The following is a 22,038-nucleotide window of genomic DNA, read 5'->3' on the forward strand; positions in this document are numbered from 1 at the left end:
AAAATTATGATAACTTTTGATCTAGTCAATACATATAGTAATGACTTTTTATCAGGCAATTGGAAACGATTAGTTAAAGAGAGTTGCGAAAAAGAAATAAAGAGAGCAAAGTTTCAAGGTGATCTACTTTGTAAAAATGTAATTATTTATAATGATCCTATGGATATGGAAGCAACTTCCATTCCCTATACCTTTGATGGAATAGACTGGAATAGAAGTGCTAACTTAGATCCGGAATGGGTATTTATGCTAAATCGTAATGGGTTCATGGTTGACTTAGCAGTTGCATATAGACTTACCGGAGACAAAAAGTATATAGAAAAGTGGAAGGAATATCTTTTTAACTTTATTAAGTATAATGGAATTCCTTCTGAATATAATAAAGATTCTTGGCGTAATTTAGATACAGGTATAAGATTATCTAATTGGATGAGAAGTTTAGTGTATTTAGGAAGTGATTTAGAATTAACTGAAGAAGAAAAAAAGGAATTCGAAGAATCATTAAAAACACATCTAGATTTTTTATATGAAGATTATAAGCCAAAAGAATTACTAAGTAATTGGGGAGTTTTACTGATTACTGGTGTGCTTTCAGTATCTATTTTATTCCCTGAGCTGGTAGATGATGAGCATAGAAAATGGGCATGGGACTTGTTAGAAAATCAGCTTGATATTCAATTCTATCAAGATGGAATACAATGGGAGCAAAGCCCTATGTATCACCATGAAGTTGTTTTGAGTACTGCATATGTTATGATGCATGCTGAATATACAAATCATAATGTACCAATGAATATTAGAGAAAAATTAAAGCCTTTAGTTGCTGCATCACAATTTTATATAAATCACAATGAAAAACTTCTTTCTTTAAATGATAGTGATAATGTTGATTTTTCATATGTATATAGTATATATAGATGTCTTGGTTTAGCAACTGAGGCCCCTTCAAAAAATGAAAAGGGAATATTGTTTGTTGGAAGCGTGTATAAAGATAAGTATAGCAACTTGGAAAATATTTTAGTTAAAGGCTGTTTTAAACAAATAGATAGTGGATTTTTAGCATATAAAGATGAGAATCATTTAATAACATTATTTAATGGAAGACATGGAAGTGCTCATGGACATGCTACTCTTGGGAGTTTAACAATTAATTTAAATAAACAAGATATTGTAAATGATCCAGGAAGATTTACTTATCTAAATAATTCTCCATTAAGAACAGGTTTAAAGAAACAATGGATGCATAATACTGTTGATGTTGATAATAAGGAAGACTTTAAGATTAGTGGTGATTCTTCATATGCTGAAGTGCAAGATCCAATAGGAAGTGTTTATAACCAAAAAGAAAATTATATAGCATTAGAAGGTGCATGGTCTGGAAAGGCTAATATTAAAGAAAATGAAAATGGAGAAATCTTAGAAAAGAATTTGTACACAATAAGAAGAACTGTTTTTATAGAGAATAAAATGAATGTTGTAATTGTATTTACAGCAATTGATTATCCTGGTGAACATAATTGGCGTTCAATATATAATCTTCAACCTACAGCAAGATGTATTGAATCAGGAGAAAAGTCAATTATTGAATCAGATAATATAAGCTTTGTATTAGAATCTTTAGACGGAGAAAATTTTGTTAAGTCAAAGAGTATTTTTTCAACCAAATATAATATGCTATGCAATAATGATAAATTAGTATCAACTTCATCTTTTATAGATAGAGGTGTTAAGGTGGAAGCCTTTTATGAGAAGGATACTATTACTATTAAGCCTTTATATGTTCATCAAAATGGTAAATCTGAGCAAGCTGAAAAAGATAAGATGATTGGATTTGAAGTAAAAAGCTTAAGTAATGATGAAGAGTTTTCAATATTTTATTGTGCCTTTGATACCTTTAAGGGCGATAAGATTTATTATATTGAAAAGGGACAAGGAATTTACGGGAAACTAACTATTTTTGATAAAGATAATAAGAGAATTAAGCTTTTATAAAAGTAGGTTTGATTATTAGTGAAAGGGGGAATAGTAAAATGTTAAAGATTCAATTGATTTCTGGAAGTGGAGAGATAATTAAAGAAGCATTTAGTGAAGAACGTGTATATTTAGGATATAAGGGAACTTTAGATGAAGGATCATCAGTAAAAATTATAAACTCTAATCCAGGTGAATATTTATGGGTTAAGATAAATAAGTGCATTGACAAATCATTAGTTTATTTTAAAGGTACTGAAATGAATTATGAATTTCCTTTTACTGAAGAAGCTAAAGTAGCTTACCCAATTGGAGCATTTGAAGGAGATAGGCATTATTTTTCAGTTGAGATACCTAGTAAAGAAGAATTAATGCAATATAGAAACGTAGCATTGAATCCTTCAGATCAAAAGAATGCAATTGGTATTTATCCTCATGCATTAGCAAATGTTGAAACTAGAAATGAATCAGTATTCTTTGCAAGTAATGCAATAGATGGTATTTGTGTAACAGATGGACATGGAAGATGGCCGTATCAATCTTGGGGAATAAATAAACAAAAGGATGCAGAAATAACTATTGAATTTGGAAAAGAAGTTTTAATAAATAAAATAGGTTTATTTTTAAGAGCTGATTATCCACATGATAGTTATTGGACAAGTGTTAAAGTATCATTATCAACTGGAGAAGAAATGATATTAGAAACAACTAATAGTCCAGAGTGCCAATATTTTGATATTGAAGAGTGTAAGGTTGAATGGATAAAGTTATCAAACTTAATAAAAAATGATGATGAATCAGAATTCCCAGCCTTAACACAAATTGAAGCATGGGGATGGATATTATCCTAGATATGCTAAAGTGTGGAGTGTAAGTAAATCAATAAAAAATAAGTGGAAAATACCTAGTTAAAGTTATAATGAAAGAGCATATCATATACTTACAAAAAAAATTCACAAAGTTAACAAAATTATTCATGTAAAACTTAACAAAAGAAAATAAGGCTTGTATAATAAAACCATAACATATGGATTGTTACTGATAACGCAGGCAAGACCTAACATTAAACTAATTTTTCGTTTAATGTTAGGTCTTTTTTTGTATAAATAAATGGGGAGGGGATGCACTAATGAAAATCATCAAATTGTTTAATAACAATATAGTAGCGACTATTACAGAGGACAATAGGGAAGTAATTGTACAGGGGTCAGGTATTGCTTTCCAAAAGAAGATTAGTGATTTGATAGATGAGAATAAGATAGAAAAGAGATATTTTATTGGATATTAAAAGAAGTTTATAACATAGATTTAACTGAGGACAGGCTAGATTATCAAGGCTAACAACACATTACGAAAGTATTCCAAATATAGATGATGTTATGGTAGAATTACCAGCATTAATGGATAAGAAGGAGCAGAAGTTATTAAGAGTGATACAATTCCAACATTCCATAAAGGATTAATGGAACAACAAGTACCTTCAGAAAAATTAATAGTAGAAGGGGCTATTTAAGGTTCTTACAATAAAGTATTACAATCATTTGCAATGAACAAAACAGTTCCATCAACGTTAGTTGCTAAAGAAATATTAGATGATATGATAGAAGCGAATAAAGGATTCTGGCTAGAAATTAAATAGTATATAAAAAAATAAAGCTCAGGTGATCAGACTACTGGTCACCTGAGTTTTTATTTGGGAAAATAACTTTAAGGTCTTTTAATGATGCTAAAATAAAGTATTTAATAAAAAATTTAATTAATATCAATATTTTCAAGAAAGTAATTGAAAATATTACCAAAATATATTATAATTAAATGGAAATTAATACATTATTATCCTTAAGCGTGTAATCAATTAAATTTGAGCATTAGCTGAGATGGTATCTTATACCCTTTCAGCTTTTTTTTATTCTGAATGTAAATAAATGCATAACAATCTTGTTTCACAATCTAAAATTAAGAATGAATAATACAAAGCTAATTGCAATTATTAATTTAAGATTTTAATGAGAGAGTATCATGAATTCTTTAATAATGCGAATATTTATATGGTTATTGCAAGGGGAAATTAAAAATTTTAATATTATAGGGGGAGAAGAGAGGATATGATAAAAAAATCTAAGAGATATTTATCATTAATGCTAGCAAGTGCTATATTATTTTCTAATATGGCAGGTAGCATAAAGGTTTCAGCTGAAACTAGAACAGAAGAAATTCCTATTTTGGAAGCTAAAAGTACTGAGTATGAAATTTACCCTGCACCACAAAAAATAAGTTATCAAGAAGGGGATTTTTCTTTTGAAAATGGTGTAAACGTTATTTATGAATCGGGTATAGATAGCTATACAAAAAGCAGATTAGAAAGTGAGATTTTAAAGGCGCATAATATTAGTTATGAAGTTTCTACATCTGATGAAATAGTTGATGGAAAAACTAATATTCTAGTTGGAATTAAGGATTCAGGAGAAGCTGTTGATACTTATTCAAATAAGTACAAAATAGAAACAGAAGACCTTTATGAAAAAATTGATTCATATTTCTTAGGGGCTGATAATAATGTTATCACGGTACTTGGTAGAGATACAGATTCAGCATTTTATGGTCTAACTACTTTATATCATGTAGTAAATCAAATAGAGGATATGAGAATAAGAAACTTTAAAATTGAGGATTACGCAAATGTGGTTACTCGTGGATTTATAGAAGGTTACTATGGAAATCCATGGTCTATTGAAGATAGAAGCGATCTTATGACTTACGGTGGGTATTATAAATTAAATGCTTATTTCTACGCACCAAAAGATGATCCAAAGCATAGGGTTCAATGGCGTTCACTTTATACTGAAGATGAGTTAAAGTGGATTAAAGAACTAGCTGATGCAGGCAATGCTTCTAAAACTAGATTCGTTTATGGAATTCATCCATTCCCAGGAAATGATGCTTTTGGAATTAATAAAAATGAAGCTGGATATCAAAAGGATTTAGCTGATTTAAAGACTAAGCTTATGCAAGTTATCGATCAAGGTGTTAGACAAGTTGCTATACTTGCAGATGATTTTGCTAATCCAGGTGGAGAATTAGGACTTAGATTAATAAATGATATGACAAATTGGTTAGAAAATGAAGTAAAACTTCAATATCCTGATATGAAAACTACACTACCATATATTCCTTATGACTATATGGGAAATGGATCAAGTAATGAATTTACTCATTTAAAACAATCTCCAGATAATGTTCAACTTGTTATGACTGGAGGAAGAATATGGGGGGAAGTAACTCAAAACTTCTCAGAAACCTTTAAGAATAACACTGGTAGAGCACCATATTATTGGATAAACTGGCCATGTTCAGATAACTCTAAACAACACTTAATAATGGGTGGTAATGATACTTTCTTACATCCAGGTGTAGATCCAACACTTATTGAAGGAATAATGTTAAATCCAATGCAACAATCAGAAGCTAACAAATCAGCATTATTTGCTGTTGCAGATTATTCATGGAATATTTGGGAGACAAAAGAACAAGCAGATCAAAACTGGAATGATTCATTTAAATATATGGATCATAACACAGCTGAAGAAACTAAAGCTTCTGAAGCTTTACGTGAAATAAGTAAGCATATGATTAATCAAAATATGGATAGTCGTGTTAGAGCATTACAAGAATCTGTAGAACTTGCACCAAAGCTAACAGCATTTAAAGAAAAGGTTGCTTCTGGAGCTAGTGTTAAAGATGATGCATTAGCATTAATTGAAGAATTTACAAAATTAAAGGATGCAGCAGAGTATTATAAAAATAACCCAGGAAATGAAAAAACAAGGGATCAAATAATTTACTGGTTAAACTCTTGGGAAGATACAACAACAGCAGCAATTGCATACTTAAAAGCTATTATTGCAAATGAAGAAGGAAATAATAGTGAAATATGGTCTAATTACTCAGAAGGACAATCGGCTTTTGAAAAGTCAAAAACTTATGGATTTAAATATGTAGATCATATTGAATATGCGGAAGTAGGAGTTCAACATATTGTTCCATTTATAAAAAACATGGAATCATTTTTAGCTCCAATAGTTTCTGGTATAGTAGATCCATCTAAGGTAGTATCAACAATTATTACTAATAGAGCAGATACTCCCGCAGGAAATTTAAATAATATTTTAGATAACAATCCTTCAACAGAAATTGTTTATAAAAATCCCAATAGTATTTCAGAAGGTACTTATATTGGTATTAAATATAATAGAATAATTAAAATTAAGGATGTAGAATTCTTATTAGGTGCTATTGCAAATAAAAATGATACGATGCAAGAAGCTAAGATTCAATATACAGTTGATGGTAAGAGTTGGCTAGATTTAGAAGAGGGTAAAGTATATGCTATGCCAAATAAGATTACAATTGAGGGATTAGAGTTAGATGCAATGGGAATTCGTGTTATTGCAACTAAGGATAAAGCAAATACTTGGTTTGGAGTAAAAGATATTACTGTAAATAAAGGTGATATTACAGAAGGTTCAGGCATAAATCCAACTATAATAAGAACTAATTGGCCACAAATTTATGCAGGAACTGAGTCTAACTTATTTGATAGCAATGATTCAACAGATGTTTGGTATCAAACACATACTGGTGATATAACTAAAGCTGGAGATTTTATTGGAGTTGATTTAGGAAAAGTAATTCCAGTAGGAGATGTTAGATTTGTAGTTGGAAGAAATGGGTCAGCAGATAAATGGACTAGCTACAAATTAGAGTATTCAACAGACAACTCAAATTGGACAACGTTTAAAGAATACACTGGTAAAGCTTCTGGGCAAGATATAGTTGAAGAAAACCTTGAAGGAAAAGAAGCTAGATATGTAAGATTAACTAATAAAGTAGATATTAAGAAGTGGGTCATATTCTCAGAAATTAATGTTAAAAAATATGGACAAGATGTATCAACAAAACATGTATATACAAATACTGATTTGGAACTTGCATCAATTTTTGAAAGTGAAGAACTAACTAAATTAGTTCCAAAAGAAAATATAACTTTAAAAGCTAATGAATATATAGGAATTAAATTAGATAGAATAAAGGACTTAAGTGAAATAGCTTTAGAAGTATCAAATAAGGATGGATTAACATTACAAACATCTATGAATGGAGTAGAATGGACTAATGTTAATTTAGGAAATGGAAGTACTTTAGAAGATGCTAGATATATTAGATTAATAGCTAATAAAGATGTTAGCTCTAATTTAAATAAATTTGAAGTTAAATCTAATGAAGTTTATCAGCCATCTATAAAAGAATCCTTTGTAAAAATTAATGGTAAAGTAGAAAATATATTTGATAAAAACTTTAATACTTCAGCATCCTTTGATGCTTTTCCAAGGAAAGATAAGGGGATAGTATTTGATTTAGGTCAAACTATGAATATAAAAAATCTTACTTATGCTGTACTAGATACAGAAAGAGATTATTTAAGAGATGCTAAATTCCAAATATCTTCAGATGGAGAAGAGTGGACAGATGTAATTACTATTGGTGATGGTTTAACAAATGACAGTAGTGATATGGAATCTAAACCTGTTGAAGGTGGATATGATCATGGAGATAGTACAACTATAGTTCCAATTTCTCATGCCTTTGTAAAAGGTGAATTAGATTCTGCTAAAGAAGCAAGATATTTAAGAATATTATTTACAGCAGATTATATGTACAGATGGGTTAAAATAAGTGAAATATTAATAAATGATGGAGAGTATATAAGAACAGTTAATAATCCAAGCTATGTATCAGATCCAATAGAATTAGCTGGATTTGCTCCAGAAAATATTAATGATGGAAATTTAACTACATCATATAAGCCAAATACAAATAATGGACAAATAAAATCAGGAAGCTTAACTTATCGTTTATCTGAAAATACTGATATTAATAAGATAAATATTGTTCAAAGTGGAAATGATATTTCAAATGCAAAAGTCATGGCTAGAACTGGGTATAATGAAGCTGGTGAAGCTATTTGGAAGGAACTTGGAACATTAAGTAAAAGCTTAACAGAGATTATAAATACTAAATATGATAATATTTTTGAAATAAGAATTGATTGGGCTGGTACAGCTCCTACTATATATGAAATAGTAACAATGAATGATAAGGATATTCCGAACACATCTGAATTAGAGGATTTAGTAGCTACTTCAGAAGACTATGTGGAAGAAGCATATACAGCAGGAAGTTTTGCTAAATTTACGGAAGCTTTAGAAGCTGCAAAGGCTATATTAAATAATATAGAAAATTCAAATCAAGAAAAAGTTAATATTGCAAAAGATAATTTGTCAGCTGCAATTGAGGAATTAGTTAATATAGAAGAATTATCAAATATTATTGATGAAGCTAATAATATTAAGAATAATGGTGAAAATTATACAGAAGAATCTTTAGATATTCTTAATATAGCATTAGAAAATGCAGAGGAAGCATTAGAAAATCCAGAAGCAACTAAGGAGATGGTAAATAGTGCAGTATCAGCTTTAAGAATTGCAATAGATTCTTTAGTTAAGGAAGATATAGATACTCCAGAAGCTGATAAGACATTATTAACAATAGTTGTAGAATATGCTGAGGAAGTTAAGGCAAATGGAGATCTTGAAGATGTTGTTCCAGCAGTAGTTAAAGAATTTGAGGAAGCATTAAAAGAAGCTAAGGATGTTTTAGTAGATAAAAAAGCAACAGAAGCTCAAGTAGATGCAGCTATAGAGAGATTAGTTAATGTAATTCATATGCTAGAATACAAAAAAGGTAATAAGGAAGAGCTTATAAAATTAGTTGAGGTAATAAATGCTTTAGATGAAAGCAAATATACAACAGCAACTTGGGAAGCACTTCAAGTTGAACTTGAAAAGGCTAATAAAGTGATAGAAGACGAAAATGCAATGGAAGAAGAAGTATCTAAGACTTATGAAAGCTTAGGAAAAGCATTTGCTGATTTAAAATTAGCAGCAGATAATTCTAAGCTTGAAAAGCTAGTTTCAGAGTTAGAAGCTAAGGATTTATCTAAGTATACACCAGGAAGTGTTACTAAATTTAATGCAGAATTAGATAAAGCTAAGTCTATATTAAGTAATAAAGAAGCAACACAAGAGCAAATAGATGAAGCATATAATAAATTAATTAGAGCTTATTTAGAGCTAAGATTAATACCTGATAAGTCTAAGCTTGAAGAATTAATAAATAAAGCTGAATCTATAGATATATCTAAATATACTGAAGAGAGTGTTATTTCACTTAAGGAAAAGTTAAAAGAAGTTAAAGATGTTTTAGATAATGAAGAAGCTAGTCAAGTGGAAGTTAATAAGGCATCGGAAGAATTAGAAATAGCCTTAGCTGGCTTAGACGAAAAGAAAGATAATAACAACAATAATAACACTGATACAGATAATGAGACTGACAATAATAATGGTACTGGAAATGGAACAGACACTGATAATAACACTGGCAATGGTGGTAGTAGTGGAGACAATAGTACTAACAATAATGAAAGTAATAATGACACAGATAATAAACCTAGCAACAATAATGATACTACTAATAATGACAGTGAAGGTGATAAGAATACTGAAGCAGGAAAGGGTAACTTACCTGAGACAGGTGGTACTTCAACATTTGCATTAGTAGGAATTGCAACATTAATTCTTGGTGCTGGAGGAGTATTAAGAAGAAGAAAGTAATTTGAATTTTTTAGGGCCCTATGGAGAATTCCATAGGGCCTTATTATTTACAAATTAAATATATAAAAATTCTTAAGTAAATCTATAAATTTATATGATGTTTGGAAAAAAATACGAAATAAAGTATATCTTATGGTACAATATGGAAATAAATAACATCTGAAATTAGTTGGAAAAACTATGGATATAAAGTTTTGAAATGAATTAAAATGTAAAAAAATTAAGTGAAGATTGCTTAATTTTTTATAAAAATTTTACGGGAGGAGAATATATGAAAAGTGTAAAAAAACTATTATCTACTATAGTTATTGCAAGTATGGCATGCCAAATGCTACCCATAACCGCATTTGCAGCTGAGACTAATATTGTAAAACCGCCAGAAGCATTTGGTGCAACTCCAAATGAGTCTCAAGTACAGTATCATGAGGAGGAGCTGGCAGCTTTTATTCACTTTGGAATGAATACATTTACAAATAGTGAGTGGGGAAATGGAAGAGAAAATCCAAATACGTTTAATCCTACAGATTTGGATGCAGATGAATGGGTAAAGACATTAAAAGATGCAGGATTTAAACGTATTATTATGGTAGGAAAGCATCATGATGGATTTGCAATATGGAAAAGTGAAATTACTGAACATGATATAGAAAAGAGTGTGGATTGGCAAGCTACTAAAGGTGGAGAAGGTGATGTTTTAGAAGAGGTTTCTAAGGCTTGTACTAAGTACAACATGGATATGGGAATTTATTTATCACCATGGGATGCTAATGCACCTTCTTATGGATATGGAACAGGAACTAACGATGAAAATGATAGTAATGGTGATTATAATGAATTCTATATGGAGCAGTTAAGAGAAATACTAGGAAATAATAAATATGGGAATAACGGAAAGTTTGTAGAAGTATGGATGGATGGGGCTAAAGGTAGCGGCGCAGCAGCTCAAAATTATAAATTTGATGAATGGTTTGATTTAATAGAAGAATTAGAACCTGGTGCTGTAGTATTTAGTCCATATGCGTCAGATGTAAGATGGATAGGAAATGAATCAGGAAAAGCAGGAGATCCAGCTTGGTCCAAAGTTGACAAAAAGCGTATAAGAGATAGATATGACTCAGGAGCAGGAGATGAAAATCAATATCTTAATAATGGAGATCCAAATGGTGATATATGGAGTGTAGGTGAATGCGATGTTTCATTAACAAGTGGATGGTTTTGGCATTCAGGAAATGGTCCAAAGACTATGGAACAATTAACAGAAATATACTTTAGTTCAGTAGGAAGAGGTCAACCTCTATTACTTAATGTAGCTCCAGACAGAACAGGACATTTTACAAAAGAAGATATTGCTAGAATAAATGAGTTTTCAAGTGCTATTGATAACTCATTTGATGAAAATTTAGCAGACCCAGAAACAACTACTGCTACAGCTTCATCAATTAGAGGAAATAGCAATGATTACAGTGCAAATAATGTATTAGATGATAATGATGAAACATATTGGACAATGGATGATGGAAAAAATACTGGAAATATAACAATAGATTTAGGTGAAGAAAAAACTTTTGATATTGTATCCATTGAAGAATATATAAAGCTAGGACAAAGAGTGTCAGAGTTTTCAGTGGAAACCTATTCTAATGGGGAATGGAAGGAATTTGGGAAAGGATATACAATAGGAGCAAAACGATTAGTTAGAAGTGCACCAGTAAAAGCCTCAAAAGTTAGAGTAAATATTAAGGGTTCCTTAGCTGTACCATTAATTGAAAATGTTGAAGTTTATAAAGCAGATGAAGAATTTGAAGTGAAATCAATAGTACCATCTGGTACAGACTTTATTGATAATGTAGATTTTGAAAATAAGAATAGTTGGACACAAGAAAATATCGGTATAGGTAATACTGGAATGTATTCAAATACTAAGGGGAAAGATGCAAGTTTCACATTTACAGGAACAAAAGCATGGGTTATTGGTACTTTTGATCCAGGGCATGGAATTATGGAAGTGTGGATTGACGGAAAAAATGTTGCTGATGTGGATACCTATAGATCTAAAAGATCAATTTCTCAAATTTTATATCAAAGTGATGATTTAGATTATGGACAACATACAGTAAAAATAGTTATTAAAGGAGAAAAGAATACCTCATCTTCAGGTGCATATATAGGATTAGATGGTGCTTATTATTTAAATAATAATGCAGCAGGAATGTTTGAAATAGAAAATACTAATTATACAGTTAATGAAGGTGAAACAAAAGAAATAACTATAAAAAGAGTAGGAGGAAGTAAGGGAGAAGCGACAGTACATTTTTCCACTTCTCCAGATAGTGCTGTTCACGGTAGACACTACAAGGATATAAATAAAACGATTACATTTGCTGATGGAGAAACAATAGCTAAAGTTTCTATTGAAACTATAGATAATGAAGAAAAATCAGGAAATGTAAAATTTTATTGTAACATTGATACTCCTACAAATGGGGCAATAATAGGATTTAATAAGAAGTCTGAAGTAACTATTATAGATAATGATATTAATATTGATAAACCATATACAGAGGAAAATCCTTTTGTACTACCTAGCATTTTAGAGGATAAAAAGACATTAGAAGCTGAATTATTTACTCTTGTTCCTATAGAAGGTAATAAATATGTAAGAATAACAGAAAAACCTGAAGCAAGTAATGGAAAAATGGTTACTTGGTTTGAACCAGGAAATAAAATAAAAGTTCCTTTCTATGCTGAAAAGCCAGGAATATATACTTTTAATATGTCATATCAGTCAGGAAGAAGTGAAGGAAACCTAAATAAGGTTAATTGGAGTGGAACAAATATTGAATCAGGAAGTAAAGCAGTTCCAGGAACAGGAAGTCAAAATCCACCTCCTATAATAAAGACAAGTTTTGATGTTATAGTAACAAAAGCAGGTGCAGGTGAATTAATATTTACAGCGGATTCACAAGCTTCACCAAACATTGATGTTTTTGAAGTAACAGCTAAGGAATTAAAAGAAATTACACACACTATTATTGCTACAGCAACAGAAAATGGAAGTATTAGTCCATCTGGATCAGTTACTTTAGAAGAAGGACAATCAAAAACATTTACTTTTACACCTAATGAGGGTTACGAAGTTAGTGATGTTATAGTAGATGGAGTTTCAGTAGGGGCTAGAGATAGATACACTATAGAAAATATAAAGAAGGATATGACTATAAATGTTGTTTTCAAATTAAAGGATACAGAAAATAACAGGCCAAACAGTGAAGAAAATTCTATTATATTAACAGGTGAAGAAGTATTAATAGAAGCTGAAAATCTGGAGTTAGATGGTACAGGAGGAGAGATAGAAAATAAAGAAGGAGCAAGTGATGGCAAAGTTGTAGGATGGCTAGGAAAGACAAGTAGGGGAAATGCATGGCTAAATATGTGGATAAACTCAGATAAAGATGCATTATATGATATGGAAATAAGATATTTTGCAGGCGCAAATAATAATTTATATTATATAAATAATAATGAATCAATATCAGGGAAGATAGAACTTGATAAAACAGAACCTAATTTTGCAACTAAAACCATTAGAGTTTCACTATATAAAGGATTAGATAAAATAAAGTTCTTCAATAATGATGAATCAACAGTTAATATTGATAGCATAAAGATAAAAAAAGTTCTTAATTCAGTTGATAAGTCAGAACTAAATACATTTATAGAAAATGCTAATAAAATAGACACATCAAAATACACACTAAAAAGTTTAGAAAAATTTAATAAAGCATTAATAAATGCAAAAAACTTAGCGGTTAAGGAAGATGCAACACAAGAAGAAGTTAATGAAGCTGCAAATTCACTAAGGAATTCAATAGAAAGTCTTGTAGTAAAGGCTGATAAAACTGAACTAGTAAATTTACTAGATGAAGCAAAAACTATTGATTTAGATAAATATACAAGTGAGAGTGTTGCAAGTCTAAAATCTATTATAGAAAGAGTAGAAATTATAATAAAAGATGAAAATGAAACACAAGAAGCTGTAAATTTAGCAGTAGATATGCTAGAAGAAGGAATTGAAGCTTTAGAGTTAAAAAATAACAATAAGGAAGAACTGACTTCTTTAATAGAAAAAATAATGAATTTAAATAGTGAAGACTATACAGAAGCTTCGTGGAATGTTTTATTAGGTAAGTTACAAATTGCAAAGGAAGTTCTTTTAAATGAAAATGCTTCAGAAGAAGAGGTTTTAAAAGTTTATAATGAATTAATTAAAGCTTCCTCTGAATTAAAAGCAAAGCCAAGTAAAGATAGACTTGGAGTACTAATTAATAAAGCTGAAGGCTACAATGAAGAAGAATATACAAAAGAAAGTTATAAAGTTCTTAGTAATAAAATCAAAGAAGCAAAAAAAGTCTTGAAAGATAAAAATGTAACAGAAGAAGAGATATTCAGAATGGAACTTGAATTGCAGGAAGCGATAGATCAATTAGTAGTAAAAGATAATAACAACAGTAATAATGGTAATAATAATAACAGCAATAACGGAAATAACAGTAATAATGGAAATAACAATAGTGGAAACAATAATACCGGCAATAATGGCAACGATAATGGAAATGGTACAACTGGTAAAGGTAACTTACCTGAAACAGGTGGAACTTCAACATTTGCATTAGTAGGAGTTGCAGCATTACTTCTTGGTGCTGGAGGAGTGTTAAGAAGAAAAAAGTAATTTAAAATATTTAAGGTCCTATGGAGAAATTCATAGGGCTTTATCATTTATAAATTAAATATATTAAAATTATTAAGTAAATCTATAAATTTATACGATATTTGGGAAAATATTACAAATAATTTATTATTGATGATATAATTTATATATATAAATTTCTATAGAATTAATTAGGAGGTGATGGGTATAAATTTTACAAGATAGTAAAACTTTAAGAGTAATGGATTACATATCTTGTTGATACCTATTTTTCAGAATATGGTTAGCATATAGTTAGGATTATTACTATTGTTTTGTTCAATAATATAGACTAAATAGTTTTTATCAATTAGAACTATTTAGTATTAATAATATTGTTCAAATAAACTAACAAAATTATATTATTTTAGGGGGATTAGAATGAGAGGATTTCAAAAAAAATGTTGTGCTTTATTAGTTGGTATGACTGTAATGACTAGTTTAATACCAACCACTGTAAAAGCACAAACTAGACAAACGCAGGAAGCAGAAACAGTTTATGTAGGCTTCATTAAAGATGGAGAAAGATCAACTTTATTTAATCAAGATTGGCGTTTCTACAAGGGTGACCAAGCTTATGCTGAATCTGTAGATTTTAATGATTCATCTTGGACTTCTTTAAGCTTACCACATGACTGGAGTATTGAGGGTGATTTCACAGTTCAGGGTGAAGCAGAAAGTGGGTTTTTATTAGGAGGTACTGGATGGTATCGTAAACATTTTGTTGTACCAGAAAAGTATAAAGACAAGGAATTTACTATAAACTTTGATGGCGTTTATATGAATTCAGAAGTTTATGTAAATGGAAAATTAGTAGGGGAGCATAACTACGGATATACTGCCTTTGCCTTTGATATTACAGATGAACTTATATGTGATGGAGAAACTGAAAATATAATAGCAGTTAAGGTGAAAAATCCAACTCCAAGCAGTAGATGGTATTCAGGAAGTGGAATATATAGAGATGTTACATTAACATTAACAGATTCTATCCATGTTTCACATTTAGGAACAACTGTTACTACACCAGAAATCGAAGTACAACAAGGTGGAAATGTTGATGTAGTAGTTGATACAGTTATAGAAAATGAATCAGATGATGCTGCAGATGTTAAGCTTAAAACTACTGTTGTAAATAATAATGAAGAAGCTGTAAGTACACCAGTTGAGGAAACTAAAAATATAGCTGCAAATGGCAGTGCTGACTTTTCACAAACTGCAGTGGTAAATAATCCAGCTTTATGGTCAGTTGATAATCCAAATATGTACAAAGTAAAAAATGAAGTCATTGTAAATGATAAAGTTGTTGACACTTATTATACAAACTTTGGATTTAGATATTTTAATTTTGATAGAGATACAGGTTTCTCATTAAATGGAGAAAATATGAAGCTTAAAGGTGTTAGTATGCACCATGACCAAGGGTCTTTAGGAGCAGCTTCTTATTATAGAGCTGTTGAACGTCAAATGGAAATAATGAAGGAAATGGGTGTAAACTCAATTCGTGTTACTCATAATCCTGCAAGTGAAATGTTATTAGAAATTTGTGATAGACTAGGCCTTTTAGTAATCAATGAAGCCTTTGATACTTGGACAAACTCTAAGAATGGTAATGTAAATGACTTTGCTAAATTCTTTAATGTTCCTATAGGAGAAAATAACCAAATAATTAATGGAGAACCAGGAATGTCTTGGGGGGAATTTGAAGCTAGAACAATGGTTAAGACTTCAAAAAATAATCCATCAGTAATTATGTGGTCAATAGGAAATGAAGTTTTAGAAGGGATAGGTGGAGATACATCTAATTATGTTAATATTGCAGAAAATATTATTGATTGGATTCAAGAAGAAGATACAACTAGACCTGTTACTATTGGAGATAATAAGAGTAAGGGATGGGATAGTAGAGCTGTTGCTATTTCAGATGCTGTAGCTAATAATGGTGGTATAGTTGGCTTTAACTACGCTAATGAGAACCAATTTAATAGTTTAAGAAATAGCAAAGCTAATTGGATATTATATGGTGCAGAAACAAGTAGCGCAGTTCATAGTAGAGGATATTATAAGACAAGAGAGAGAAGTGCTCAAAGTAATGCAGATTTACAAATACCAGAGTTTGATAATAACTCTAATAGAGTTGGTTGGGGACATTCAGCTAGTGATGCATGGAAATATACAATAAAACATGATTACAATGCTGGGGAATATGTATGGACAGGATTTGATTATATTGGAGAACCAACACCTTGGAATGGAACAGGATCAGGAAGCGTTTCGGGAGGTAGACCTGCTCCAAAATCAAGTTTCTTTGGTATAGTTGATACAGCAGGATTTGAAAAAGATGTTTATTACCTATATCAAAGCCAATGGAATGATGATGTAAACACTTTACATGTATTACCAACATGGAATAAAGAAGATATTCCAGTTCAAAATGGGAATGTACAAGTTGATGTATTTACAGATGCTTATAAAGTAGAATTATATGTAAATAATAAGCTTGTTGGTACTAAGACATCAACAGAGCATACAACAGCTGCAGGATATAAATATTACACTTTTGAAAACGATTCATTATATCCTACCTTTAATGTTAAATATGAAGAAGGAACAATTGAAGCTAAGGCATATGACAAAGATGGTAATTTGATAACTGATACAGAAGGTAGATCATTAATTAAAACTTATGGAAAAGTATCTACTGTAGAGTTAAGTACTGATAGAGCTACAATTGATGCAGATGGATATGATTTATCTTATATTACAGTTGATTTAGTAGATGCTAATGGAAATATTGCATCTGGTGCTAGTAATAGATTAAATTATACTCTAGAAGGAAATGGGAAGATAGTTGGCTTAGATAATGGTAATGCATCTGATACAGATAGATATAAACCAGTAACTGATAAGTCTGGAAGTAGAAGTGCGTTTAATGGTAAAGCTTTAGTTATAGTACAGTCAACTAAAGATGCTGGAGAGATGACATTAACTGTTTCAGGTGAAGGCATAGAATCTCAATCTATAGCTATTAACACTGTAAATAATGCAGGGGATAATAAATATATAGAATCTTATGATATAGTTAAAGATTATTATGTTGGATTAGATGAAAAGCCAGCATTACCAAAGGAAGTTGCAGCTAGATATAGTGATGGAACTACTGAAACTATAAAAATTCAGTGGAATGAATATGACGAATCAGAGCTTAGCACTCCACAAATTTTTAAGGCTACTGGAAAGTTAGAAGGTACAGATATTGCAGTAATTGTTAATGTGCATGTAGTAGGGGATGTAGTTTCTATGGAAAATGTATCAACTTTCACTTATGCGGGAAATACTCCTACACTTCCTAAGACTGTAAAAGGATATTTAGCAAATGGTACTGAATCAGAAGAATTTGTTGTTAATTGGAATCTTGATGGATTAGATTTTTCTAAAGAAAATACAAATGTTTCTGTTCCTGGTACTGTAGAATTATTAGGTAAGACTTATAATTCTACAGCAAATGTACGTATAGTTCCAGCTTTGAAAGCAGCTAGAAATCTTGCTATAAACAAAGCTAATGAAAATGATGATATTCCAGTATTATCACAAAGTCCTAAAGTAACAGCAGATAACTTAAATTCAATTAATAATGGAACTACAAATGGTGGTGAAAATGTTAATGAGCGTTGGACAAACTGGAATGAACGTAATTTAGCTGGTGAAAATGGTGAACCTAAGGGAGCTTATGTTCAATTTGATTGGAAGAATAGATACGATATAGATCGTTTAGATTTATGGTTATTTACAGATAATTTAAGTGCAAGAATTCCAAAGAAAGTTGAAATTAGTTATAAAAATGAAAAGGGAGAATATGTAGTAGCACCACATACAAATACAACAGAAGTATCACATACTGCTGGTGAAACAACTTATTTCTTAGATAATGTTATAAATACTGATAGTATTAGAATTTATATGCAACAGCCACAGTTAGGAAATTGTGTTGGATTAACAGAAGTAAAGGTTTATGAATATGTAGCTCAAGAAAATGTTAAGACAACAAATACTTTAAATGAAATAAAGCTAGATGGTAAAGTTTTAGAAAACTTTGACCCAGCTGTAAATGAATACTCAGTTAATTTAGAAAAATTACCTGAATTAGTTGAAGCAACATCATCTGATAATGCTTCAGTAACTGTATTACCAATCCATAATAATAAATCAATAATAGTTGTTCGTGCTGAGGATGGATCCACAAATATTTATACTGTAAATTATGTGTTACCAACACCAAAGGAATATACCATTACAGTAAATAAAACAGAAGGTGGTTCAGTTGCAGGGGCAGGAAAATATGCAGAGGGACAAGAAGTTACTTTAGTTGCAACAGCTAATAAAGGATTTGAGTTTATAGGTTGGTTTGATAGAGATGATAATGAAGTTAGTAGGGATATAACTTATAGATTTATAGCTGAATCTGATATAGTATTAACTGCAAAATTCAGAGAAAATAATGAAGCTCCAGGAAATGCTGATAAAACAATGTTAAAAATCTCTGTAGAATACGCTGAAGATTTAAAAGCAAATGGAGCTCTTGAAAATGTAGTTCCAGCAGTAGTTAAAGAATTTGAAGCAGCACTAGAAAATGCAAAAAATGTTTTAGCAAATGAAAGTGCTACAGAAGTTGAAGTGGATGAAGCTGCTAAGAGATTAATTGAAGTGATTCATATGCTTGAATTCAAAAAAGGTGATAAAGAACAACTTGAAAAACTAGTTAAAATAATAAATACTTTAGATGGAACTAAGTATATAGAGTCAACTTGGTCTAAACTTCAAGCTGAACTTGAAAAAGCTAATAAAGTAATAGCTGATGAAAATGCAATGGAAGCAGAAATAAAAGATGCTTACAATAAATTAGTTAAAGCTTATTTAGATTTAAGATTAGTCCCAGATAAATCTAAGCTTGAAGATTTAATAAATAGAGCACAGTCAATGGACACATCTAAATATACTAAAGAAAGTGTTAAAGCACTTAATGGAAAATTAAAAGAAGGTAAAGATGTTTTAAATAATGAAAAAGCTAATCAAAAAGAAATAGATGAAGCAGTAAAGGGATTAGAAGTAGCTTTAGCTAACTTAGAATTAGCAAAGGGTAATGACAATACTGGAAGTGGTGACACAGGTAATGGAGGTACTGGAAGTGATGGTACTGATAACGGAACTACTGGAGGTAATGGAGACAATAGCGGTAACAATAACGATACTACTAATAATGGCAGCGAAGGTGATAAGAATACTGAATCAGGAAAGGGCAACTTACCAGCAACTGGTGCTGCAGTATCAAGTACTCAAATAATTATCCTAGCATTAGCTTTAATAGCAGGTGGTGCAATTATAATAAGCCAAAGAAAACCTAAAAATAATAATAAATAACTTTAACTTCAAAAGAAGTCTTAGATGATATGGTTTAAGGAAGCAAGGGGTTTTATACAGAATTAAAATAAGAATATAAAGAATATTAAACTCAGGTGATCAGACTACTGGTCATCTGAGTTTTCTTATAATTAAATAATTATAATTTTAATGGTAGATTGCAATTTAATTGAATTTCTATTAAGTTTGTGCAGTTATTTGGTATTGTTTATAATAATGTAAAAGTAGATAATTAAAGTGAGGGATGGATATGAGAGAAAGATCAGAAAAGATACTAAAAGTTATATTAGATAAAGATAGCATAAAATTACAAGAATTGATTGAAATGTTTGGTATATCAAAAAGAACTCTTTACTATAATATCGAAGATATCAATTATGATATAAAGGACTGCGGTGAAGTAAAAAGTATAAATCATGTTTTTTCATTTGTGGGAGACTATGATAAATTGTATAAAAAAATGTTCATTGCAGGAGATAACTTTATAAATATTGAGAATAGAAAGAACTATATTTTATATAAGATTTTTAATGAAGAAAAATTCACTATTGAATCTTTAGTAAATGAGATGAGACTTTCTAAAAATACTATAGTTCAAACACTTGATGGTATTAAGGAAGATCTTCTTAAAGATGGATTAAAATTAGTTTACAAGAAGGGCTATAAAATAATAGGAAGTGAACTAAAAATTAGAGAAAAGTATATACTTCTAATGGAAGAAAATAGAGAACTACTAAGAGAGTATAGTGAAGATATATTAGCTTTTGATAAAGAGTGCACTTTAAATCTTACAGATTATTCTTTAACTAATCTTTCTAGATTTATTTCATTTCTTAACAAGAGAATTAAAAATAATTTTTCTATTCATTCCTATAAATTTGAATGCGATGTAAAGGGTTTCGATTACTATAAGTTACTTAAAAATCTATTAATTAAAGAAGCAGAGGAAAGTGAAGTGGCATATTTATGTGCTTACGTTAGTACTTTACCAAGCTTAAACAATAATATTTCAGAAGAGAAAATAAAAAATTACGTGGATATTCTAATTAAGAGATTTGAAGCAAATACAGTAATAACAATTGAAGATAAAAATGAATTTAAGAAAAATCTAAAAAGACATTTATTATCTTCTTACTATAGAATAAGATTTGCTTTTCCAATTAGTAATCCATCTCTAGATGAAATTAGGAGAAAACATGAATCATTATATAAAATAATTAAATCCATATTAGAAGATGAGAAGGATTTTCCAGATTTTATAGGTATAAGAGAAGAAGAAATAGGATTTATTGCTGCTTATTTTGGAGGATATTTGAGAGGTACAGAAAACGAGATTAAAGGAAGAAAGAAAGTGTTAGTTGTATGTCCTAATGGACTATTAATATCAAAAAATCTTGAAATACAACTATACAAGTATATACCAACTATTGATATTATAGCTGTTATGTCAATTAAGGAGCTAAATGAATCTAATATAGAGTATGATTATATAGTTTCTACAATGGACATACCAGGTAAGAAAAACGTTATAGTTGTAAACCCAATGCTAAGTAAGTTAGATATTAAACAACTAATGGACAAGCTTGTTAGCTTTAATCAAAGTAATTTACAATTCAATATAGAAAGAATAATGCAAGCTATAAAGAAAAATGCAAATATAATTAATTATGAAAATCTTAAAAATGATTTAATAAAAATTATTTACCAGATGGATGAGAAGGAGGAGTATCAACCAATGCTAAAAGAATTAGTTAATGAGAAAAGAGTTAATAAAGTATTGAGAGTTAAGGATTGGGAAGAAGCAATTAGACTTGCATCTCAGCCATTATTAGAAGATAACTCTATAGATGAGAGATATGTAGATGCAATGATAGAAAGTATCAAAAAGCATGGACCATATATAGTTCTGGCAGATGGATTTGCACTGCCACATGCTAATTCAAAGGATGGAGTTAATAGGTTATCGATGTCATTATTGACAGTTGAAGAAGAGGTGGATTTATTAGGAAAGCCGGTAAATATTTTCATGGTACTTGCAACCGTTGATAATAATAGTCATATTAAGGCTTTGGCTTCATTATCAGAAATTTTATTTGATAAAGAAAACCTAGCTATCTTTAGAAAGGGGGATAAAGAAAAGATATTAAAAATTATAAATGATAGTGAATAATA

At 30.0% G+C, this 22,038-nt stretch carries 7 protein-coding genes; all 7 read left to right on the top strand.

What is annotated here, in order from left to right:
- The first annotated feature begins 6 nt into the window (after positions 1-6).
- The 7 genes from E5347_RS09220 (at position 7) to E5347_RS09250 (ending at position 22,036) form a co-directional block, all read left to right on the top strand.
- Positions 7-1,992, top strand: coding sequence for a heparinase II/III family protein (locus tag E5347_RS09220; RefSeq protein WP_136006669.1), 1,986 nt, complete (start codon positions 7-9; stop codon positions 1,990-1,992).
- Positions 1,993-2,030: 38 nt separating this feature from the next.
- Entirely contained in the window at positions 2,031-2,822 is a 792-nt protein-coding gene (locus E5347_RS09225) for a hypothetical protein (protein ID WP_136006670.1), read from the top strand.
- Between the two features lie 278 nt (positions 2,823-3,100).
- Positions 3,101-3,259 (top strand): CAT RNA binding domain-containing protein, encoded by a 159-nt coding sequence (locus E5347_RS09230; RefSeq protein WP_136006671.1) that lies wholly within the window; start codon positions 3,101-3,103, stop codon positions 3,257-3,259.
- Positions 3,260-4,076: 817 nt separating this feature from the next.
- Positions 4,077-9,701 (top strand): beta-N-acetylglucosaminidase domain-containing protein, encoded by a 5,625-nt coding sequence (locus E5347_RS09235; RefSeq protein WP_136006673.1) that lies wholly within the window; start codon positions 4,077-4,079, stop codon positions 9,699-9,701.
- Between the two features lie 271 nt (positions 9,702-9,972).
- Entirely contained in the window at positions 9,973-14,430 is a 4,458-nt protein-coding gene (locus E5347_RS09240) for an alpha-L-fucosidase (protein ID WP_136006675.1), read from the top strand.
- A gap of 399 nt (positions 14,431-14,829) precedes the next feature.
- Complete coding sequence (locus E5347_RS09245) at positions 14,830-19,866, top strand: glycoside hydrolase family 2 TIM barrel-domain containing protein (RefSeq protein WP_136006677.1); 5,037 nt, start codon at positions 14,830-14,832, stop codon at positions 19,864-19,866.
- A gap of 250 nt (positions 19,867-20,116) precedes the next feature.
- Positions 20,117-22,036 (top strand): BglG family transcription antiterminator, encoded by a 1,920-nt coding sequence (locus E5347_RS09250; protein WP_136006679.1) that lies wholly within the window; start codon positions 20,117-20,119, stop codon positions 22,034-22,036.
- Positions 22,037-22,038: the final 2 nt, after the last annotated feature.

The organism is Clostridium sartagoforme, assembly GCF_004794105.1.
Taxonomy (GTDB): domain Bacteria; phylum Bacillota; class Clostridia; order Clostridiales; family Clostridiaceae; genus Clostridium; species Clostridium sartagoforme_B.

What these genes read in the sequence shown, in the direction of transcription:
- E5347_RS09220 (WP_136006669.1), top strand. Translation starts at nt 7, where the DNA reads ATGATAACTTTTGATCTAGTCAATACATATAGTAATGACTTTTTATCA.
- E5347_RS09225 (WP_136006670.1), top strand. Translation starts at nt 2,031, where the DNA reads ATGTTAAAGATTCAATTGATTTCTGGAAGTGGAGAGATAATTAAAGAA.
- E5347_RS09230 (WP_136006671.1), top strand. Translation starts at nt 3,101, where the DNA reads ATGAAAATCATCAAATTGTTTAATAACAATATAGTAGCGACTATTACA.
- E5347_RS09235 (WP_136006673.1), top strand. Translation starts at nt 4,077, where the DNA reads ATGATAAAAAAATCTAAGAGATATTTATCATTAATGCTAGCAAGTGCT.
- E5347_RS09240 (WP_136006675.1), top strand. Translation starts at nt 9,973, where the DNA reads ATGAAAAGTGTAAAAAAACTATTATCTACTATAGTTATTGCAAGTATG.
- E5347_RS09245 (WP_136006677.1), top strand. Translation starts at nt 14,830, where the DNA reads ATGAGAGGATTTCAAAAAAAATGTTGTGCTTTATTAGTTGGTATGACT.
- E5347_RS09250 (WP_136006679.1), top strand. Translation starts at nt 20,117, where the DNA reads ATGAGAGAAAGATCAGAAAAGATACTAAAAGTTATATTAGATAAAGAT.